This is a genomic window from Polaribacter litoreus (assembly GCF_054584775.1).
Window position 1 is genome coordinate 93959 of record NZ_JBTLRD010000007.1, and the last position, 19418, is coordinate 113376.

Genomic DNA, 19418 nt, shown 5'->3' on the forward strand with positions numbered 1-19418 from the left:
AATGAACAGCACCTATAAAACCATAATCATAGATGACGAAGCACCTGCAAGAGAAGGTTTAAAAAATTTGCTTTCTCAATTTCCAGAAACGTTTACAATTATAGATATTGCTAAAAACGGAATAGAGGCCAAAGAAAAGATTGAAAATCTACAACCAGATCTTATTTTTTTAGATATTGAAATGCCAGAATGTTCTGGCTTTCAATTATTGGCACAGTTAGAGCAAATACCGATTGTGGTTTTTTGTACAGCTTATAATCAATATGCATTAGAAGCCTTTGAAACCAACAGTATCGATTATATTGTAAAGCCCGTAAAAAAAGAACGCATTGCAAAAACGGTAAAAAAATTAGCATCGTTTCAAAAAAATGTTTCTCAAGATGAGATTTTAAATGTTTTAAAAAACATCGCCAGTAAAAAGGAAGTCAAAAAAATGACTTCCATCACCGTTAAAAAGAATGAACGTTTACTATTTATAAAACTAGAGGAAGTTGCTTTTTTTGAAGCAGATAATATTTACACTAAAATTCATAGTGATTCTGGCGTGTATTTAAGTAACGAAACGATTACGAATTTAGAAACCAAATTACCCGATAATTTTTTACGCATTCACAGAGGCATCATTATCAATAAAGATTTTGTAAACGATATTCAGAAGTATTTTAACAGCAGATTTATCATCACTTTAAAAAACAGTAAACAGAGCAGTGTTACTTCTGGGAGAAGTTATAATGAAGCTATTAAAAATTGGATAGATAACAACTAATAATCTCTATTCAACTCAGCGATAGCCACTTTAAATTCTTCGTAGTTAATGGTTTCATCGCCAGATTTATCATAACCTTTAATCATTTCTCCTGCAACTAAACCTCTTAAAAAGCTATTTACACCAGCTTCTTTTAATAAATCTTTAATTTCATCTTTGTTTAAAGCGCCATCTTTGTCTTTATCAAATTTTCGAAATGCTTCTTCTGGACTTGAAAATTTACTTGTGATTAAGGTATGTATGTCTTTTAATATATTTTCTTTTGCTCCCATAAAATTACTTTTGTTTGATTTAAATATACTTTAAAATTGCAAAATTATTTAAATACTTGTCGTTTTAATTGCAGCTTGAAATTCGTGCCAACTTACCAAACCATCTTTATTTTCATCAAAGCTTTGTAACATAAATTCTGCAACCACACCTCTAATTAAAACATTAACTTTTGCTTCTTTTAAGATCTGTTTAAAATCTTGTTTTGTTAAAAATCCGTCTTTATCCGCATCAAAATAATCGAATGCTTCTCTTGGACTAGAAAATTTACTTTTCATTAAATTCTCAATGTTTCTAACGATATTTTCTTTGGTCCAAGGCATAATTCTTATTTAGCATCAATTAGATTTCTCGACTGCGCTCAAAATGACAATCGTTAGCCCTATTCACTTTTAAGAAATGAAATTAATCCTGCCATTCTGCAATAAACAAATTCGTATCTCTACCTCCTCCATTATTTCTGTTTGACGAAAAAGCCAGTTTTTTACCATCATTAGAAAACACAGGGAAAGCATCAAACGTTTCTCCATGAGTTACTCTTTCTAAATTTTTTCCGTCAATATCTATCAAATATAAATTGAATGGAAAACCTCTTTCCGCCTCAAAATTAGACGAAAATAAAATCTTTTTTCCTGAAGGATGAAAAAACGGACTCCAATTTGCGTTTCCTAAATCTGTTAATTGTTTTAAATTAGAACCATCTGCATCGCAAATAAATAATTCCATATCTGTTGGCTCAACCAAACCTTGGGCTAATAAATCTTTGTAAGCTTTTATTTCTTCTTCTGTTTTTGGTCTAGAGGCTCTAAAAATTAATTTTGTTCCATCAGGAGAGAAAAATGCACCACCATCATAACCTAATTCGTCTGTAATTTGTTTTACATCAGAACCATCAATATTCATCGTATACAATTCTAAATCGCCACTTCTAGTGGATGTAAACACAATTTTATCGCCTTTTGGAGAAACGGTTGCTTCTGCATCATAACCAACTTCATTGGTTAACTGTTTTACGATATTCCCTTCTAAATCCGACACAAAAATGTCGAAAGAATCATAAATTGGCCACACGTATTTTCCGTTTTTACGCAAAGGAACTTCAGGGCATTCTTTGTCTACTAAATGCGTAGAACCATATACAAAATGTTTATTATCAGGTAAGAAATAAGCACAAGTTGTACGTCCTTTTCCTGTAGAAATCATTGGTGGCATTTTATTTTTAAAATCTTCATCTGCATTCATTAAAAACATTTGATCACAACTTACACCCCAATCTTTAAAGTTCGATTGAAATACCAATTGTTTGTCATCAAAACTCCAATAAGCCTCAGCATTATCGCCCCCAAAAGTAACTTGTCTTATACTTTTAAAATGTGTTTCTTCTGGATAAATTAAAGAGTCTTTTACAACTTCTTTTGTCGATTTTTCTACGGCCGGTTTTTTATCGTTTTTGCAAGAAAATAGCAAAGACGCCAATACTATTAAAGAAAGAATTCTCATTTACTTATTTATTAATTAACTTTGCTAAAATAATATTATCATCATGAAAAACATCCTATTTTTTATCTTTTTGAGCATTTTAGTTTCTTGCAAACCCGAAATTAATCAGCAAAACCGAATTAAAGAAGATGTAACTTTTTTAGCTTCGGATGAATTAGAAGGAAGACAAACTGGTACAGCTGGAGAAAAAAAAGCTTCGGAATATATTGCAAAACGTTTTAAAGAATTAGGTTTATTACAAAAAGGCACCAAAGATTATTTGCAACCTTTTACCTTTAAACCAAAAACAAATCCGCATGACGAAGTAAAGTTTGATGTAAATGGTGATGGCACAATTACAGGAAATAATGTACTTGGTTTTATAGATAACAAAGCAGAAAATACGGTTATTATTGGCGCGCATTACGATCATTTAGGTTTTGGTGGCGAAGGTTCTTTATACAGAGATTCTATAAAAGCCATACATAATGGTGCAGATGATAATGCTTCTGGAGTTTCGGTTTTATTAAATTTAGCGGCTAAATTAAAAGATAAAAACACCAACAATAATTATCTTTTTATGGCTTTTTCTGGTGAAGAAATGGGACTTTTAGGTTCTAATTATTTTGTAAAAAACCCAACAATAGACACCAAAAAAGTATCGTATATGATTAATATGGATATGGTTGGACGCATGAAAAAAGATTCTTCTTTAGCAGTTTATGGTACAGGAACTTCGCCAATTTTTAAACAAATTTTAAAATCGCATAACGATAATTTTAAATTAATTCAGCAAGAATCTGGAGTTGGACCAAGTGATCACACAAGTTTTTATTTGGCAGATATTCCTGTATTGCATTTTTTTACAGGGCAACATGAAGATTATCACAAACCAGGTGATGATTCAGAAAAATTGAATTATGATGGAATGTATTTAATTTCTGATTATATTTTTAATATTATTTCTGATTTAGATGATAATGGAAAATTAGCATTTAGAAAAACCAAAAACGAAAGCGAAAGTACGCCACGTTTTAAAGTTGGTTTGGGGGTAATACCTGATTACTTATTTGATGGTAAAGGAATGCGAATTGATGGTGTTTCTGAAGATAAACCTGCACAAAAAGCCGGTCTTAAAAAAGGAGACATTGTTATTAAACTTGGTGATAGTACAGTTACAAATATGATGAGTTATATGCGAGCTTTATCTGTCTTTGAAAAAGGGAACTCAACAAAAGTAATTGTAAAAAGAGGAGATGCAGAAGTTGAGAAAATGATTCAATTTTAAATCATATATATTTCTTTTCGTTTATATACTTTGTAGTAGTTATTGGGTTATCAACCCTAAAAACCTTAATTTTGCACAAAATTTATTTTTTTGGTTAAAATAGCAGACATTGAACTTCCAGATTTTCCATTATTATTAGCACCAATGGAAGATGTTTCAGACCCACCTTTTAGAGCTTTGTGCAAAGAAAATGGTGCAGATGTGGTGTACACAGAATTTATTTCTTCTGAAGGATTAATTCGTGATGCAGCAAAAAGTGTTATCAAACTAGATATTTACGAAAAAGAAAGGCCTGTAGGTATTCAAATTTTTGGTGCCAATTTAGATTCGATGTTAAAAACCATTGAAATTGTTGAAAAATCAAATCCTGATATTATTGATATTAACTTTGGCTGTCCTGTAAAAAAAGTAGTTTCTAAAGGCGCTGGTGCTGGTATTTTAAAAGATATTGACTTAATGGTTTCTTTAACAGAAGCGATGGTTAAGCACACCAATTTACCAATTACAGTAAAAACTCGTTTGGGCTGGGATCATGATTCTATACGAATTGTAGAAGTTGCTGAACGTTTGCAAGATGTAGGTTGTAAAGCCATTTCGATTCATGGTAGAACAAGAGCGCAAATGTATAAGGGTGATGCAGATTGGAAACCAATTGCACAAGTAAAAAACAACCCTAGAATGCATATTCCTGTTTTTGGAAATGGAGATGTAACATCACCAGAAAGAGCTATGGAAATGCGCGATAAATATGGTTTAGATGGTTGTATGATTGGTAGAGCTTCTATTGGTTATCCTTGGTTTTTTAACGAAATAAAACACTTTTTTAAAACAGGAGAACATTTACCAAAACCAACAATTGGTGAGCGCACAGAAATGGCCAGACGTCATTTGCAAATGGCCATAGATTGGAAAGGTGAACGTTTAGGAGTTGTAGAAACCAGAAGACATTACACCAACTATTTTAAAGGAATTCCGCATTTTAAAGAATACAGAACCAAAATGGTTACTTCTGATGACCCAAAAGATGTTTTTACTGCTTTTGATGAAGTAGAAGCAAAATTTGGGAATGCTACTATACCTGAAATAGGATAATGAAGCCAAAAAAACTTTTTTCTTAAAAGGTTGATATTTATCATTTCTCAAGTTTTAAAAAATAATTATTTTTAAGTGTGTAATTTAAAAATAGAGAATTATGAAAATAGCTATTCAATTTGTTAACATACCCACCAGTGAAGCTTTAGAAACTTACACGCATGGAAAACTAGATAATTTAGCAAAAAAATACGAAGACATTATTAATGTTTCTGTTTTTTTTAAAAGAGAAAATACACCTAAAAATTTAGGTAGAATTTGTGAAATGGAATTGAGTTTGGCTGGACCACGAATTTTTGCTTCATCAAACGAAAAAAATTACGAATTGGCTGTTAAACATACTATCAGTGATTTAGAAAAACAGTTAAAAAAGAGAAAAGGTGTTTTAAAACCTTATCTATAATTTAGTTTTTTATAAAAAGAGCTGTAATACAAGTTATTACGGCTCTTTTTTTTGATAACAAAATGGTTGTTTTATTTTTCAATAAAGTCTTTAGAAATTCTACTACTTGCAATTTTGGCAGCAATAAAACCTAATGTAGTTATTGTAAAAAATACAATTAACAAGTTTAAGAATCTAAACTCTACAGGATAAGCTAAACTTTCTGTAATCATAAAGAAACTGAATTGTTTTTGCAGAAACACTAAAATAATTCCTAAAGCCAAGCCTATTAACATTCCAAAAAAAGTTAGTAGAAACCCTTGAAAAATAAATATTCTTTTAATTTCTTTTACTGAAGTACCTAAATTAAATAAGGTTTTTAGATTGTTTTTTTTGTCAATTATCATCATAATAATTGCGCCAATCACGTTAAATAATGCAATAATTACGATTAACGTAAATATTAAATACGAAACGAAATTTTCAGTATTTATCACTTTATAAAAAACTTCATTCAATTGCTCTTTAGTTTGTACTTTAAAAGCATCACCTAAACTTTTTTGTAAATCTGTAGCAATTTTATCTGCTTGTAAAGCGTTAGTTAATTTTAATTCTACACCTGTTATTTGATTTTTTTTAAAGCGTAATAAGTTTCTAGCCTCTTCTAAATTTACAAAAACATACTTACTTTCAAAATCTTCTGTACCAGAATACAAACCCACAATTTGTACATCAGTTTTATAAAATGCATTGTTGGGGTTTATAAAACCAGTACCACCTCTTGGCACCATAATAGATAAAGGATCTCCAAAACTTCTAATTCCTAATGATAGTTTTATAGCAATTGCTCTACCAACAACAGCTGTATTTAAATAATTTTTATCTAGCCAACTTCCTATAGTTAAAGAAGAATTGATGTCGGTAATTTGTGTATAATTGCTTTGAACACCTTTTATGTAAGCGATCTCGTTTTTATCATTATGTTCTAAAAAAACACGCTCTTCAATAATTTTTGAACTTGCTTGTATTGCTGCATTATTATCTAAAACTTGGGCAATATCATCAGTAAATAAAAAAGATTTTCCTTTTACAGAACTAATTTTAATATCAGGATCTGATGCATCTAACAAACTGTAGCTAAATGTACGTAAGCCAGAAAAGCCAGAAAGAATAATAAAAAGAGCTAATGAACCAATAATAACACCAAAAGAAGCTATAATGGTAATAATGTTTATTGCATTACTACTAGTTTTTGTAAATAAGTATCTTTTAGCTATGTAGAGAGAAAAATTCAAGTATATAAATTGAATTTATAGCTTTTTACGTCTTGGTAAAACTTCTGGGTTTTTTATGGGGTTTTCATCCTCACCATTTAAAGACTTATCTATTTCTTCTAAATAATCTAAAGTATCATCACCAAAAAACAATAATTCTGGCATTCTACGCAATTGATTTTTAGTTCTTTTTGCCATTTCATGACGAATTAAAACAGTATTAGATTGCACCCCTTTTACAATTTCGTTTCTTTTATCTGAAGGAAAAATACTTAAGTATACTTTTGCAACTCCTAAATCTGATGTTACATACACTTTAGATACAGAAATCAACACTCCTTTCATTCCATCTTGTGCTGCTTTTTGCAACACATCTACCAAATCTTTTTGCAATACAGATGCAATTTTTCTTTGCCTATTTGTTTCTTCCATAGTGCAAATTTACAATATTTTTATGGAGTGTATATCTTATTTTTAATGGCATACATTACCAAACCAACTCTATTTTTAACGTTTAATTTAATAAATAGGTTATTTCTGTAACCATCTATAGTTTTGGGGCTCAAATACATTTTCTCAGCTACTTCTTTATAAGTCAGTTCTGTACAAGCCAGTTTTAAAAATTCAATCTCTCTATCTTTAAGTTCTATGGTATTGCTTTCTTCGCCAGAAATAGATTGCATTAATAAATTAGTTACATTTTTTGTGTGGTAAAATCCGTTTTCAACAATTTCTAACAGTGCTTTTTCTAATACCGATTTTTCAGTATCCTTTAATAAATAGCCTACTGCGCCTGCTTTTAACATTTTTAAAACTGTTGTATCTTCATCTTCTACAGATAAAGCCATAACATTTACATTTGGGTGTGTTTTATTAATCCATTCAGTTGTTTCTATACCATTCATAATGGGCATATTAATATCCATTAAAACCACATTGGGTATATTAGATGCTGATGCAGAGAATTTATCAATCACTTCTTGCCCATTTTTACAAGTATATAAAACTTTAAAATTCTCAAAAGTATTTACCATAGTTTGTATGGCTTGCGATAGTAACGTATGATCGTCTACTACAATTACCGTAAATTCTTTCATAATGTATAATGTATTTCTAAAGTAGTTCCTTTATTTTTTTCTGATGTAAACTGTGCAGTTGCATTAATTAATTTGGCTCTATTTTTTATATTTATCAATCCAATACCTTCTTTTTTTACTTCGGATGAAAAACCTATTCCATTGTCTTTAGCTGTAATTAACAAATCTGTTTCTCCATAGGCTAAAGTTACGTTTAGCTCGGAAGCTCTTGCGTGTTTTATGGTATTTGAAAAAAATTCTTGTAAAATTCTAAAGATGATGATGCTCGATTTTTGTTCAATATCTCTTTCGTTACCAGAAACCTCTAGGGTAGAAGTTATAAAATTTAAACGATTAAAACGATCAATTTCTAATTGAACAGCCTCTCTTAAATCTATAGTACTCATTGCTTCAGGGTTAATAAGTTTAGACAACGCTCTTACTTCTGTTAACCCTTTTGTAATGGTATTAGACACTTCTTGTATGTTCTCTGTTGTTGCACTTTGCAATTGAATTTTTGCTAATGTTAACAATTGACCAATATTATCATGCAACTCCCAACTAATGTTTCGTAAGGTTTCTTCACGAATTTCTATTTGTGTTTCTGCAATTGTTCTTTCAAATTCTTTTCTTTCTTTTTCTTGTTCTGTAAGAATATCATTCTTTCTATTTTGAAATATTGAAAATAAAATAATTATTCCAAAGACCATTAACAATGCAATAATTGTAGTAATGATTATGACAATTTCCGAACTTTTCTCAACCATATTAAATTTACTATAAAAACTATATGCATTATAAGCAGAATAAATGCTGGAACCGTAAATAGAATTCGATTATGCAATTTACCTATAAAAGACATAGTAATAAATGGTAAGTTACCAAAATAATAAATGAGCAAGCCAACAGTAATCCAAAAAAATAGCTGTTTTTTATAATTCATAATTTTTTTGGAGTTAAGTAACTCTTGGAAATAAAAAAAGAAAAATGGTACCACACAAAAGTGTAGAAGTATTACTGTATAATTTTGGAGTTCAGTAAACACAAAACTAAAGGCATAAACTATATAAAAAAAGATTGAAGTATAAACAATTACTTTTTTAGCCAGTTTTGTGTTTGTAGCATAATAATATATTAAAGCTACTGAACCATACTCAAAAAATGTATAGATATTATATAAATAAGCATCACTTCCTTCATTAATTAGACCACCTAAAAAATCAGCTAGAACTGCGAATATTAAGTAAGAAATAAAAAAATAATACTGTTTACTCTTAAAACTATTAAAAAAGAATAGGGTTAAAAGTAGACTTGTAAATTCTAAATAGATCAATGAAGCTTGAAATAAATCCATACCATTAATAAGGAGGTGGAGTTGGATTCAATCTATTTGCAGAAGAACTTTCTAAACCATCCTGCATATTTAAGTTAAGTATTCCTGCTGTGTTTACTTTTTTTGCTCTTACTTTATTCAAGAATTGTTGTATTTCTGCAGGTTTACCCTTTTCAGAATATAATGGTTCAAATGCTACATCATTTTTGTCACCCACTTTTGTTGTTGGTGTAAAAATTAAAGTTTGTACGTTTCTTAATTCTTTATCTTTATAGTTTTTAGGATACGTAGATGGATAAATTCTAAACCCAGTAAGTGGAATATCTTTTTCTTTAGATATTCTTTCTATATAAGCAATATACTGCTTTAAATCATCTATATTATACCAATTGTATACTGTAGATACTGAACGTTTTCCACCGCTAACTTTTTTTAAATACTTGTCCAATTCTTTTTTGGGTCCATTATAAAATGTGGTCAACATATCATCCATTTCTTCATAAGTAATAATCTGAGATGGTTTTTTGCTATTTGGGTAACACGATTCATCTACCTTTTCAGTATCACTTGGTTTAATTTCTGGTTGACTTGATTCCGTTTTACAAGACAAAATAAAAATTGATAACGCGAAAAAATAAAATAATTTAGTTAGTTGAGATTTCATTTTTTTAAAAAATTATATGTTTATAAATACTAATGTACAATTTAAATATAATTATAACTTAAGTCTAAATCAAAAAGAGGGTTTTTCCCCTATTTATTTAGGGGTTTATATTGCTGTACCATCGAATAAAAAATTAGACCTTTGATACAAGAAGAAAGAAATATCTCGATAGGGAAAATTGCTCAAAAAAACATCTTTATAAGTAAAGATGTTTTTTTATTCTGTAAATTGAAATTAAGTAAAAAAAAGACTCAAAATAAATTTATTTTGAGTCTTTCTATTTATTGATGTACAATTAATTTAGTCTGCTAAAATAATTGCTTTGTTATCATTTAATTCTAAAGTTCCAGAACTAATTTGTAAAGTTAAAACTTTGTCATCGTTGGCGTGCGGAACTAGTTTACCATTTAAGTCATCTAATTCTATTTGCTGTTTATGAATGTGTATGTGTATCTCACCTTCTTTTAAAACAGATACCACAGGCGCATGATTATTCAACATTTGAAACTCACCATTTACACCAGGTACTGTTAACGAATCAACCTCTGATGAAAATAAAATAGCTTCTGGTGTAACAATTTCTAAAAACATTTTCTTTTAGTTTTTAATTTTTAGTTTTTGGTTACTTACTCATAACACAAAACTCAAAACTTTGTTTATGCTTCAGCTAACATTTTTTCACCAGCATCAATTGCATCTTGAATTGATCCTCTTAAGTTAAATGCTGCTTCTGGATATTTATCTAACTCACCGTCCATAATCATATTAAATCCTTTAATGGTGTCTTTAATATCAACTAAAACTCCAGGAATACCTGTAAATTGTTCAGCTACATGGAAAGGTTGAGATAAGAAACGTTGTACACGTCTTGCTCTATGAACTACTAATTTATCTTCTTCAGATAATTCTTCCATACCTAAAATTGCGATAATATCTTGTAATTCTTTATAACGTTGTAAGATTTCTTTTACTCTTTGTGCACAATCATAGTGCTCATCACCTAAAATTTCAGCAGTTAAAATTCTTGAAGTAGAATCTAAAGGATCTACTGCAGGATAAATACCTAACTCTGCAATTTTACGAGACAATACTGTAGTTGCATCTAAGTGCGCAAAAGTAGTTGCTGGTGCTGGATCTGTTAAATCATCTGCAGGTACATAAACAGCTTGTACAGATGTAATAGAACCTTTTTTAGTAGATGTAATACGCTCTTGCATTGCACCCATTTCTGTTGCTAATGTTGGTTGATAACCTACTGCTGATGGCATACGACCTAATAATGCAGATACCTCAGAACCTGCTTGTGTAAATCTAAAGATGTTGTCTACAAAGAAAAGTACATCTTTACCCTGTGCTTCTCCTGCTCCATCTCTAAAGTATTCTGCAATAGTTAAACCAGACAAAGCAACTCTTGCACGTGCTCCAGGTGGCTCATTCATTTGACCAAATACGAAAGTAGCCTTAGAATCTTTCATTCCAGCTTTATCAACTTTAGATAAATCCCATCCTCCTTCTTCCATAGAATGCATAAAATCATCACCATATTTGATAATTCCAGATTCTAACATCTCTCTAAGTAAATCGTTTCCTTCACGAGTTCTTTCTCCAACACCTGCAAAAACAGATAAACCACCATGTCCTTTTGCAATATTGTTAATTAACTCTTGAATAAGTACAGTTTTACCTACACCTGCACCACCAAATAATCCAATTTTACCACCTTTTGCGTAAGGTTCAATTAAGTCGATTACTTTAATACCAGTAAATAAAACTTCTGTTGATACAGATAAATCTTCAAACTTAGGCGCAGCTCTATGAATAGGCAAACCGTTTTCATTTGCCTTTTTTAAATTACCTAAACCATCTATGGCGTCTCCTGTTACGTTAAATAGGCGTCCGTATATATCGTTACCAATTGGCATTTGAATTGGGCTACCAGTAGCTATAACTTCTGCGCCTCTCTGTAAACCATCAGTAGCATCCATAGAAATTGTTCTAACAGTATCTTCACCAATGTGTTGTTGAACTTCTAAAACTAAAATAGAACCATCTGCTTTTGTAATTTCTAATGAATCGTAAATCTTAGGAAGCTCATTTTCAGTATTGAATTCAACGTCAATAACTGGCCCAATGATTTGAGAAACTTTACCTGTTGTTGTAGACATTTTTGTATCTAATTAAATTATTATTTGTTGATAGAATTTTTTATTCTTTTAAGAATGTGCAAATTTACTTTTTTTGAACGGAACTAAAAAGTTATTTTAAATAAAAAAGTCCCATCGTAATGATAGGACTTTTTTATTTAAAATATTAGAATTTAGTTATTTGCTTTAACTTCTACTCTTCTATTTTTTGCTCTACCAGCTGCAGTGCTGTTTGAAGCTATTGGCTGTGATTCTCCAAAACCTTTTGCAGTTAATCTTGAAGATTTTACTCCGTTTTTAACTAAATAGTCTTTTACAGCATTTGCTCTCTTGTCTGATAAAAGCATATTATAAGCTTTTGTTCCAGTGCTATCTGTATGACCATTGATATCAAACTCAGAGTCTACAAACTCGTTCATTACACCAATCATACCATCTAATTGTTGAGTTACACCTGCTTTGAAAGTTGCTTTACCAAAATTAAATAAAATCGGTGTTTCAAAAGTACCTTCTTTAACTTTTTTAAACTCAGCACATCCTGAGTTAGACGCTACACCTGCTTCGTTAGGGCATTTATCGTCTTTATCTAAAACGCCATCACCATCAGTATCTGGCCAAGGACATCCATTATTCGCTGCTGGGCCTGCTACAGAAGGACATTTATCGTCTTTGTCTACAACTCCATCACCATCAGCATCTGGACAACCTTTATTTGCTTTTGTACCCACTTCATTTGGACACATATCATCTTTATCTGCAACCCCATCACCATCAGCATCTGGACAACCATTCATTGCTGCTAAACCAGGTGTATTTGGACATGCATCATCTGAATCTTTAATTCCATCACCATCAGCATCTGGACAACCATTAAATTCTTCTAAACCTGCAACTTCGGGACATGCATCATTTTTATCGTACACACCATCACCATCAGTATCCGTTCCTCCAAATTGAATTAATAAACCTAAAGAAGTTTGTATATGGTTTTCTACTTCATCTGAAAAACCATATTTTGAACCATGCTGGAAACTTAATCCTAAATTATCGTTAAACCATGTATTGAACCCAAAACCGGTACCTAACATACCCGCACCTTTAGAATCAGCTGAAACATATTCTCCTCCTAAATACACAAAAGGATCAAACCAACCCGTTTCTCCGAATAATTTATTTAAATCATATTTCACATTTAAACCTATAGCATAGTATAAGAAATCAGAATCATCCTCTTCATATAAGTAGGTAATTTTATTTAAAGATCCAGCTAATTGCAATGAAAAACCTTTTTCTAAATATCTTTCTGCGGTAATACGAGATATAGAAGGTAAAAAATTCCACTCTTCACTTCCTAAGTGATCTAAAGCTTTATCCACAAAAGTATTAGAAGGATTATAAAAATCTACAACATTTACACCAAAGCCCACAGCCCAAGGATTGTTTTCATCTTGTGCACTAACATTGTTTACAGTAAACAACGCAAACAAAGCTATCACAGCTAATTTTAATCGTTTCATTATCAAATTTTTAAATTAAAAGTTCTTTATTATTACTCACAAAAGTAAGTTGTTAAAACTAATTAACAAAGACAAATCTACAAAATATTAGCAAAACAGCAAGTTTTTACAAATTTTAAATAACATTCAACTCTTTGCCAACTTTAATAAAAGCTGCTATAGATTTATCTAAATGCTCTTTTGTATGCGCTGCGGATAATTGAACTCTTATCCTTGCTTTATCTTTTGGAACTACAGGAAAAAAGAATCCTATAACGTAAATGCCTTCTTCTAGTAATTTATTTGCCATAATTTGAGATAACTTAGCATCATAGAGCATTACTGGTACAATTGCAGCATCAGCACCTGTTAAATCAAAACCGGCTTTCTGCATCTCTGCCCTAAAATAATTGGTATTCCACTCTAATTGATCTCTTAAAGATGTATTATCTGCAATTAAATCAAAAACTTTTAAAGAGGCACCCACAATTGCAGGTGCTAATGAATTTGAAAATAGGTAAGGTCTTGAACGTTGACGTAAAATTTCTATAATTTCTTTTTTACCTGTTGTATAACCGCCCATTGCTCCACCAAGTGCTTTTCCTAAAGTTCCTGTAACAATATCTACTCTATCCATTACATTTTTTAATTCTACAGTTCCTCTTCCTGTTTTTCCTATAAAACCAGTTGCGTGGCATTCATCAACCATTACTAATGCATCATATTTATCGGCTAAGTCACAAATTTCATCAAGTTTTGCTACAATTCCATCCATAGAAAAAACACCGTCTGTAACGATAATTTTAAAACGATGGTTTTGTTTATTAGCCTCAATTAACTGATTTTCTAAAGATTGCATATCATTATTAAGATATCGATAACGCGCTGCTTTGCATAAACGAACACCATCTATAATAGAAGCATGATTTAAACTATCTGAAATAATTGCATCTTCTTTTGTTAGCAATGGCTCAAAAACACCACCATTTGCATCAAAACAAGCAGCATATAAAATGGTATCTTCTGTCTGGTAAAAATCTGCAATTTTTTCTTCTAACTGTTTGTGAATATCTTGTGTACCGCAAATAAAACGAACTGAAGACATTCCAAATCCGTGTGTATCCATAGCGTCTTTAGCTGCTTGAATTACCTCTGGATGATTGGATAACCCCAAATAATTGTTGGCACAAAAATTAATAACCTCTTCTCCTGTTGAAATTTTAATCACAGCGTCTTGAGAAGATGTTATGATTCTTTCTGATTTGTATAAACCTGCTTCTTGTATTTCTTTAAGTTCTTTTTTTAGAGTATCTTTAATTTTACCGTACATTTTTTATCGATTTAAAAAAAACAAAGTTACAAAGTTTCTTTTTACTGATTAAACTTCAACAAGTTCAATTTGATCATTCATATAAATAAGCATTTTTTTATCTACCTTAAAATCCATGGATTGCAATACATGCTGGTATTTTAAGAGCTGCTGATGATGTTCTTTTGATGGATGACCTGTTTTATAATCGATAATAACAACTTTACCATCATCAAAAACCAATCGATCTGGAATGATGACTTGATTATCCACGTCTACAACCTCTCTTTCATTATAAATAATAACATCTGTAGAAAAATAATTTGCGATTTTTGGATGATTTATAACCTCCTTTATCGTTTTGGTAAAATCGGATAATTGTTTATCATTTAAAACTCCTTGTTGATGATACTGAAAAAGTACGCTATCAACATCGTTCTTTGTGTAAATTTTTGCAAAAATTTCATGTAATAGATTCCCATAATCTATAGCTTTTCCTTGTTCTGTATTCCATAATTTTGATGAACTTGCTAATAAAACCAGATTATGATCTTGCCAAGGTGTAGAAATAAAATCTTGTTGAATTTCTGTAAAAGACTCTTTATTTTCTTTACAACTGATTCTATTTTTTGCTCCAAATTCATATGCTAAAACCTCATCGCTCCAAAGATTATTTTTTTTCAAGTAGTTGATCAAAACTCCTGAATAATAATTTGTATTTTCCTCTCCTTTAGCAGATATTTTATACTCAGTTATGATATGTAATTGCTCTACAGCTCTGGTTAAGGCAACATACAATAAGTTAAAGTTATCTAACTCTAGCTCTTCTCTTTGCTGATTGTATATCTCTAAACCTCTGCTATTTACCAAACTTAAATCTTTATTATAAGAGACCAAAAGTTCTTCGAAATTGTTAAAATATCTTGGCAACTTGTCTAACCAAACTTTTGGGTTAATTTGACGATAAATATCTACATCACCTGGAAAAATAACCACAGGAAACTCTAAGCCTTTAGATTTATGAATAGTCATTATTTGTACAGCATTGGCAGTTTCAGAAGCAACAATGCTTAGTTTTCCTTTTTTGCGTTCCCAAAATTCTAAAAAATCTAAAACACTGGTTCCTTTTCTTTGTTGCTCTAAAACAACGTCTAAAAAAAACTGAACATAAGCATCGGAAGAGTTTACCAACAGAAAAGCTCTAATAATTGCTTCAATTTTTTCGTAAAATGGTAGCTGATGAAAGTTTAAAACATCAAAATTAACTCCATATTTTTGAAGTTGAACAAATAGCGAAATAGTATCAAATTTTACCAATTGATTACAAAACTGATGTTTAGATTCAACAATTTTTAAATGCTGATGTAAAAAATATAGCACTTCAAAACGGGTTTCTTCATCAGATGGATTTTGAATGATCTGTAAAACATCAATTATAAAATTGATTTTACTACTATTTTGTAACAACAAAGTTTCTGAAGAAACAATAGCTAAGCCGTTTTCTGATAAATAATTCGCAATTGCTATTCCGTCTTTTTTTGTTCTCGTCAACACGCAAATTTCATTCAAAGAAAAATCATCTTTCAATTCATTGATTTTTTCTAAAACTTTTTTAGGATATTTTATTGACTCATTTTCTTTATCTTCTTCCTTTGGTAAAAAATCTAAGGCAACATACCCCCCTTTTTTACTGTTTTTTAATTGCTGATTGCCCTCTATAAATAACTTCTTGTACGATTCATTTTGTAGAAAATTGGCTGTATGTTGAAAAAACAAATTATTAAAATTAATGACTTCGGAATAGCTCCTAAAATTGGTTTCTAAAGTTTCTATTTTCTTTTCTACAAAAAACGGATTCTCATTAGCTGTACCCAAATTAATAAACTGCTCTGCTTTTCCTCCACGCCATCTGTAAATGGCCTGTTTACCATCGCCCACCAATAACAAATTACTGTTTTCTTGTGCTAAAGCATTGTCTATTAACGGAATTAAATTTTGCCATTGTAATACAGATGTATCTTGCATTTCATCAATAAAATAATGTTGAAAACGCTGCCCAATTCGCTCATAAATAAATGGTGCTGGCTGATGTTTTATATTGTCTGAAATTAGTTGATTAAACTCTGCATTTAATCTGATATTATTCTCTTCTTTTATGCTTTCTAACTCTTGATTGATATTATTTAAAACCGCTAGAGGAATAATACTTTTTAAAGCTAGTTTATTTAACACAAACTGACCATAAATTTCTTTTGCCTGTTGATAAAATGCAATAATTTCAGGTACTATACCTTCTATGGTTTCAGCTATAGCAACTGCGGTTGACTTTGAGTAATATTGATGATTGTCAATTGCTTTTTCTATGGTTGCACTTCGCGTAACAAAACTAAAATTGAACCCTTTTTGGCTGATATCATTAAAGAACTTCGGAATGGAGCCTCGCATAAAATCTTTCGTTACTAAATTATTTTCAGCAATTAAACTGCAACAGTTTTGCCCAATTTGTTGAAATGATTTTTGCAATTCTTTTTGATGAGTAAAAAGTTCTGCTTTTAAATTGATAAAATCATTTAACTGCTTATTTGCTAGTTTTCTAAAATGTTTTACATCATCTTCTTTTAGTAAAATTTTAGCAAATTCATTTAAATCTCTAGAGATATCCCAAGATTTATCATCATCTGTTTTATCTAAAGAGTATTCAATTAAAACATTGGTTAGTTTTTTTTCTGTACCTATTTTAGAAATTAACACATCAACAGCTTCATTTAGTAAAGAATCTGCGTCCATTTCTACTTCAAAATTGAGCGATAAACCTAAATCGTACGCAAAATTCTTGATAATTTTGTGCGTAAAACTATCTATTGTTGTAATTGCAAAAGCAGCATAATTTTGCAGAATTACATCCAGAATTTTTTTACTTCTAGTTTTAATTGTAGGTTTATCAACAGTAATTTCTTGAATAATAATTTTAAAAAGATCATTTTCTACACCCTCAGAAAAATCTTCTAAGTTAGATAAAACACGTTCTTTCATTTCGCCAGCTGCTTTATTGGTAAAGGTAATTGCCAGCACTTTTTGAAAAGTGTAAATATCTTCTGATCTTAAAAGAACTTTAAGATATTCTTTAACTAACGTAAAGGTTTTTCCACTTCCTGCAGAAGCATTATAAACTTGAAATGTTGATGGTTGTTGCACAATTTCTTTTTAAACACGAGTAGCACGAATCTACATAAATAAACTTAAAATTATGACACAGATTTCACAGATTTTCACTGATAAAACTAAAATTAAGGTTGGAGTTCCTTCCCTTTGGGAAGGCTGGGATGAGATTAACCTAAACCAACATCTAAAGACATCATTACAATAAAGCCACCTATAAAACCTAATGTAGCAATATCTGTGTATTTATCTAGTTGCGTTTCAGGTATTACCTCTTCTACAACAACAAAAATCATTGCGCCTGCTGCAAATGCTAAAGCATAAGGTAAAATTGGCGTAAAAAAAGAAACAGCTAATGCTCCTAACACTGCTGCAACTGGCTCTACAATTGCAGACAATTGACCAAACCAAAAACTTTTTAATCGGCTTACACCTTGACGTCTTAAAGGCATTGCTACAGCAAAACCTTCTGGGAAATTCTGAATTCCGATACCAATTGCTAAAGAAATCGCTGCGATAATCATCTCTGTTTGCTCAACACCTACTAAAGTTGAGGCCGCTCCAAAAAGCACTCCTACTGCCAAGCCTTCAGGTATATTGTGCAATGTAATTGCTAAAACCAATAAGGTAGTTCTGTGCCAATCTGTTTTAACACCTTCTTTTTCGCTTTCTTTAAAATTAATATGCAAGTGTGGCAGCCATTTATCCATACCAAATAATGCCAAAGCGCCCATAGCAAAACCAACTGCTGAAGGCAAAACTTTTACAAAACCTTCACCTGGACTATTGTCAATTGCAGGCGCTAATAAACTCCAAAAACTTGCAGCTACCATAACTCCACCTGTAAATCCCAACATACCGTCTAAAACAGCTCTGTTCATTTTCTTAAAAAAGAATACTAGCGCTGCTCCAAGAGCCGTTAATCCCCAGGTAAATAATGATGCATATAAAGCAGCTTGAATAGGGTGCTCTTTGCCAAAAGCAACTAATTGATCAAAAGAATTCATAATTTTTTTATGTATAAATTGTTTGCTATTTTCTTTGATATTGACAGTCTTTCTTCTCTAACCTTTATGTACAAGGAGTCGTCAAAATCTTCTTTTTCTAGAACGGTTATTTTTTCACCTAATGTAATGCCTTTTTTGTCTAAAAATTGTAAAAAATCTGACGAAGAATCATCTACTCCAACACAAATGCCACTTTCTTGCTTTTTTAATGTAGATAATAAACTTTTTTCTATTGTTTTTAAGTTACCTGCTTTATCAGGAATTGGGTCTCCATGCGGATCATGAGTAGGAAACCCTAACAATGCATCTAATTGATTTATTAATTTAGGAGATTTAATATGTTCTAATTGTTCTGCAACGTCATGAACTTCATCCCAAGAAAAATTCAACTTTTCAACTAAAAAAACTTCCCACAACCTATGCTTACGAACAATATTTGCTGCTGTTTTTTTACCCAACTCTGTTAATTTTACCCCTTTATACTTTTTATAAACCACAACTTTTTTTTCAGATAACTTTTTAATCATATCTGTTACAGAAGAGGCTTTAGTTTTTAGTTGTTCTGCAATTGCATTTGTACTAATGCCTTTATCAGAATCTAACTCTAAATGATAAATTGTCTTTAAATAATTTTCTTCAGATAGGGTAAACATAAGTTGTTTTTTCTAAAAACAAATAT

The 19418-nt window shown here is 30.7% G+C and carries 19 protein-coding genes; 4 read left to right on the forward strand and 15 right to left on the reverse strand.

Annotated features, from left to right (window positions below; genetic code table 11):
• The first annotated feature begins 1 nt into the window (after position 1).
• Complete coding sequence (locus tag ACW9UN_RS07895) at positions 2-766, forward strand: LytR/AlgR family response regulator transcription factor (RefSeq protein ID WP_459485536.1); 765 nt, start codon at positions 2-4, stop codon at positions 764-766.
• On the opposite strand, the gene ACW9UN_RS07900 is transcribed toward ACW9UN_RS07895, so the two are convergent.
• From ACW9UN_RS07900 to ACW9UN_RS07910, 3 genes are all read right to left on the reverse strand, one after another.
• Positions 763-1038, reverse strand: a complete 276-nt coding sequence (locus tag ACW9UN_RS07900; protein ID WP_459485538.1) for an EF-hand domain-containing protein — start codon at positions 1036-1038, stop codon at positions 763-765. The two genes, ACW9UN_RS07895 and ACW9UN_RS07900, sit on opposite strands and share 4 nt — an antisense overlap.
• Before the next feature lie 48 nt (positions 1039-1086).
• A complete protein-coding gene (locus tag ACW9UN_RS07905) occupies positions 1087-1359 on the reverse strand; it encodes an EF-hand domain-containing protein (protein ID WP_459485539.1) in 273 nt (90 codons plus the stop codon).
• A gap of 82 nt (positions 1360-1441) precedes the next feature.
• Positions 1442-2536 carry a TolB family protein gene (locus tag ACW9UN_RS07910; RefSeq protein ID WP_459485541.1) on the reverse strand — a complete coding sequence of 365 codons (1095 nt, stop codon included), beginning with the start codon at positions 2534-2536 and terminating at the stop codon, positions 1442-1444.
• A gap of 43 nt (positions 2537-2579) precedes the next feature.
• Between ACW9UN_RS07910 and ACW9UN_RS07915 the strand changes: the two genes are divergently transcribed.
• From ACW9UN_RS07915 to ACW9UN_RS07925, 3 genes are all read left to right on the forward strand, one after another.
• Positions 2580-3803, forward strand: coding sequence for a M28 family peptidase (locus ACW9UN_RS07915; protein WP_459485542.1), 1224 nt, complete (start codon positions 2580-2582; stop codon positions 3801-3803).
• 90 nt (positions 3804-3893) lie between these two features.
• Positions 3894-4895, forward strand: a complete 1002-nt coding sequence (gene dusB, locus ACW9UN_RS07920) for a tRNA dihydrouridine synthase DusB (protein ID WP_459485544.1) — start codon at positions 3894-3896, stop codon at positions 4893-4895.
• A gap of 100 nt (positions 4896-4995) precedes the next feature.
• Positions 4996-5298: an HPF/RaiA family ribosome-associated protein gene (locus tag ACW9UN_RS07925; protein WP_459485546.1), complete on the forward strand. Its 303-nt coding sequence runs from the start codon at positions 4996-4998 to the stop codon at positions 5296-5298.
• A gap of 71 nt (positions 5299-5369) precedes the next feature.
• On the opposite strand, the gene ACW9UN_RS07930 is transcribed toward ACW9UN_RS07925, so the two are convergent.
• From ACW9UN_RS07930 to ACW9UN_RS07985, 12 genes are all read right to left on the reverse strand, one after another.
• Entirely contained in the window at positions 5370-6572 is a 1203-nt protein-coding gene (locus ACW9UN_RS07930; protein WP_459485548.1) for an ABC transporter permease, read from the reverse strand.
• Positions 6573-6587: 15 nt separating this feature from the next.
• Complete coding sequence (gene rbfA, locus ACW9UN_RS07935) at positions 6588-6983, reverse strand: 30S ribosome-binding factor RbfA (RefSeq protein ID WP_459485550.1); 396 nt, start codon at positions 6981-6983, stop codon at positions 6588-6590.
• A 20-nt stretch (positions 6984-7003) separates the two neighbouring features.
• Complete coding sequence (locus ACW9UN_RS07940) at positions 7004-7648, reverse strand: response regulator transcription factor (RefSeq protein ID WP_459485551.1); 645 nt, start codon at positions 7646-7648, stop codon at positions 7004-7006.
• Positions 7645-8394 carry a sensor histidine kinase gene (locus ACW9UN_RS07945; RefSeq protein ID WP_459485552.1) on the reverse strand — a complete coding sequence of 250 codons (750 nt, stop codon included), beginning with the start codon at positions 8392-8394 and terminating at the stop codon, positions 7645-7647. Before ACW9UN_RS07945 ends, ACW9UN_RS07940 begins: the two co-directional genes overlap by 4 nt.
• Positions 8395-8985: 591 nt before the next feature.
• Positions 8986-9624 (reverse strand): hypothetical protein, encoded by a 639-nt coding sequence (locus ACW9UN_RS07950; protein WP_459485553.1) that lies wholly within the window; start codon positions 9622-9624, stop codon positions 8986-8988.
• A gap of 300 nt (positions 9625-9924) precedes the next feature.
• Complete coding sequence (locus tag ACW9UN_RS07955) at positions 9925-10215, reverse strand: FoF1 ATP synthase subunit delta/epsilon (RefSeq protein WP_459485555.1); 291 nt, start codon at positions 10213-10215, stop codon at positions 9925-9927.
• Positions 10216-10280: 65 nt separating this feature from the next.
• The gene (gene atpD / locus ACW9UN_RS07960) at positions 10281-11789 is read right to left on the reverse strand and encodes a F0F1 ATP synthase subunit beta (protein WP_459485557.1); all 1509 of its coding nucleotides are present in this window, start codon (positions 11787-11789) and stop codon (positions 10281-10283) included.
• Positions 11790-11941: 152 nt separating this feature from the next.
• On the reverse strand, positions 11942-13285 hold the full coding sequence (locus ACW9UN_RS07965; RefSeq protein WP_459485559.1) for an OmpA family protein: 1344 nt from the start codon (positions 13283-13285) through the stop codon (positions 11942-11944).
• A 115-nt stretch (positions 13286-13400) separates the two neighbouring features.
• A complete protein-coding gene (gene kbl, locus ACW9UN_RS07970; RefSeq protein ID WP_459485560.1) occupies positions 13401-14594 on the reverse strand; it encodes a glycine C-acetyltransferase in 1194 nt (397 codons plus the stop codon).
• Between the two features lie 48 nt (positions 14595-14642).
• Entirely contained in the window at positions 14643-17768 is a 3126-nt protein-coding gene (locus ACW9UN_RS07975) for a UvrD-helicase domain-containing protein (protein ID WP_459485563.1), read from the reverse strand.
• A 134-nt stretch (positions 17769-17902) separates the two neighbouring features.
• Positions 17903-18739, reverse strand: a complete 837-nt coding sequence (locus ACW9UN_RS07980) for a ZIP family metal transporter (protein WP_459485565.1) — start codon at positions 18737-18739, stop codon at positions 17903-17905.
• On the reverse strand, positions 18736-19392 hold the full coding sequence (locus ACW9UN_RS07985) for a metal-dependent transcriptional regulator (RefSeq protein WP_459485567.1): 657 nt from the start codon (positions 19390-19392) through the stop codon (positions 18736-18738). The genes ACW9UN_RS07980 and ACW9UN_RS07985 overlap by 4 nt, the downstream gene beginning before the upstream one ends.
• Positions 19393-19418 lie beyond the last annotated feature (26 nt).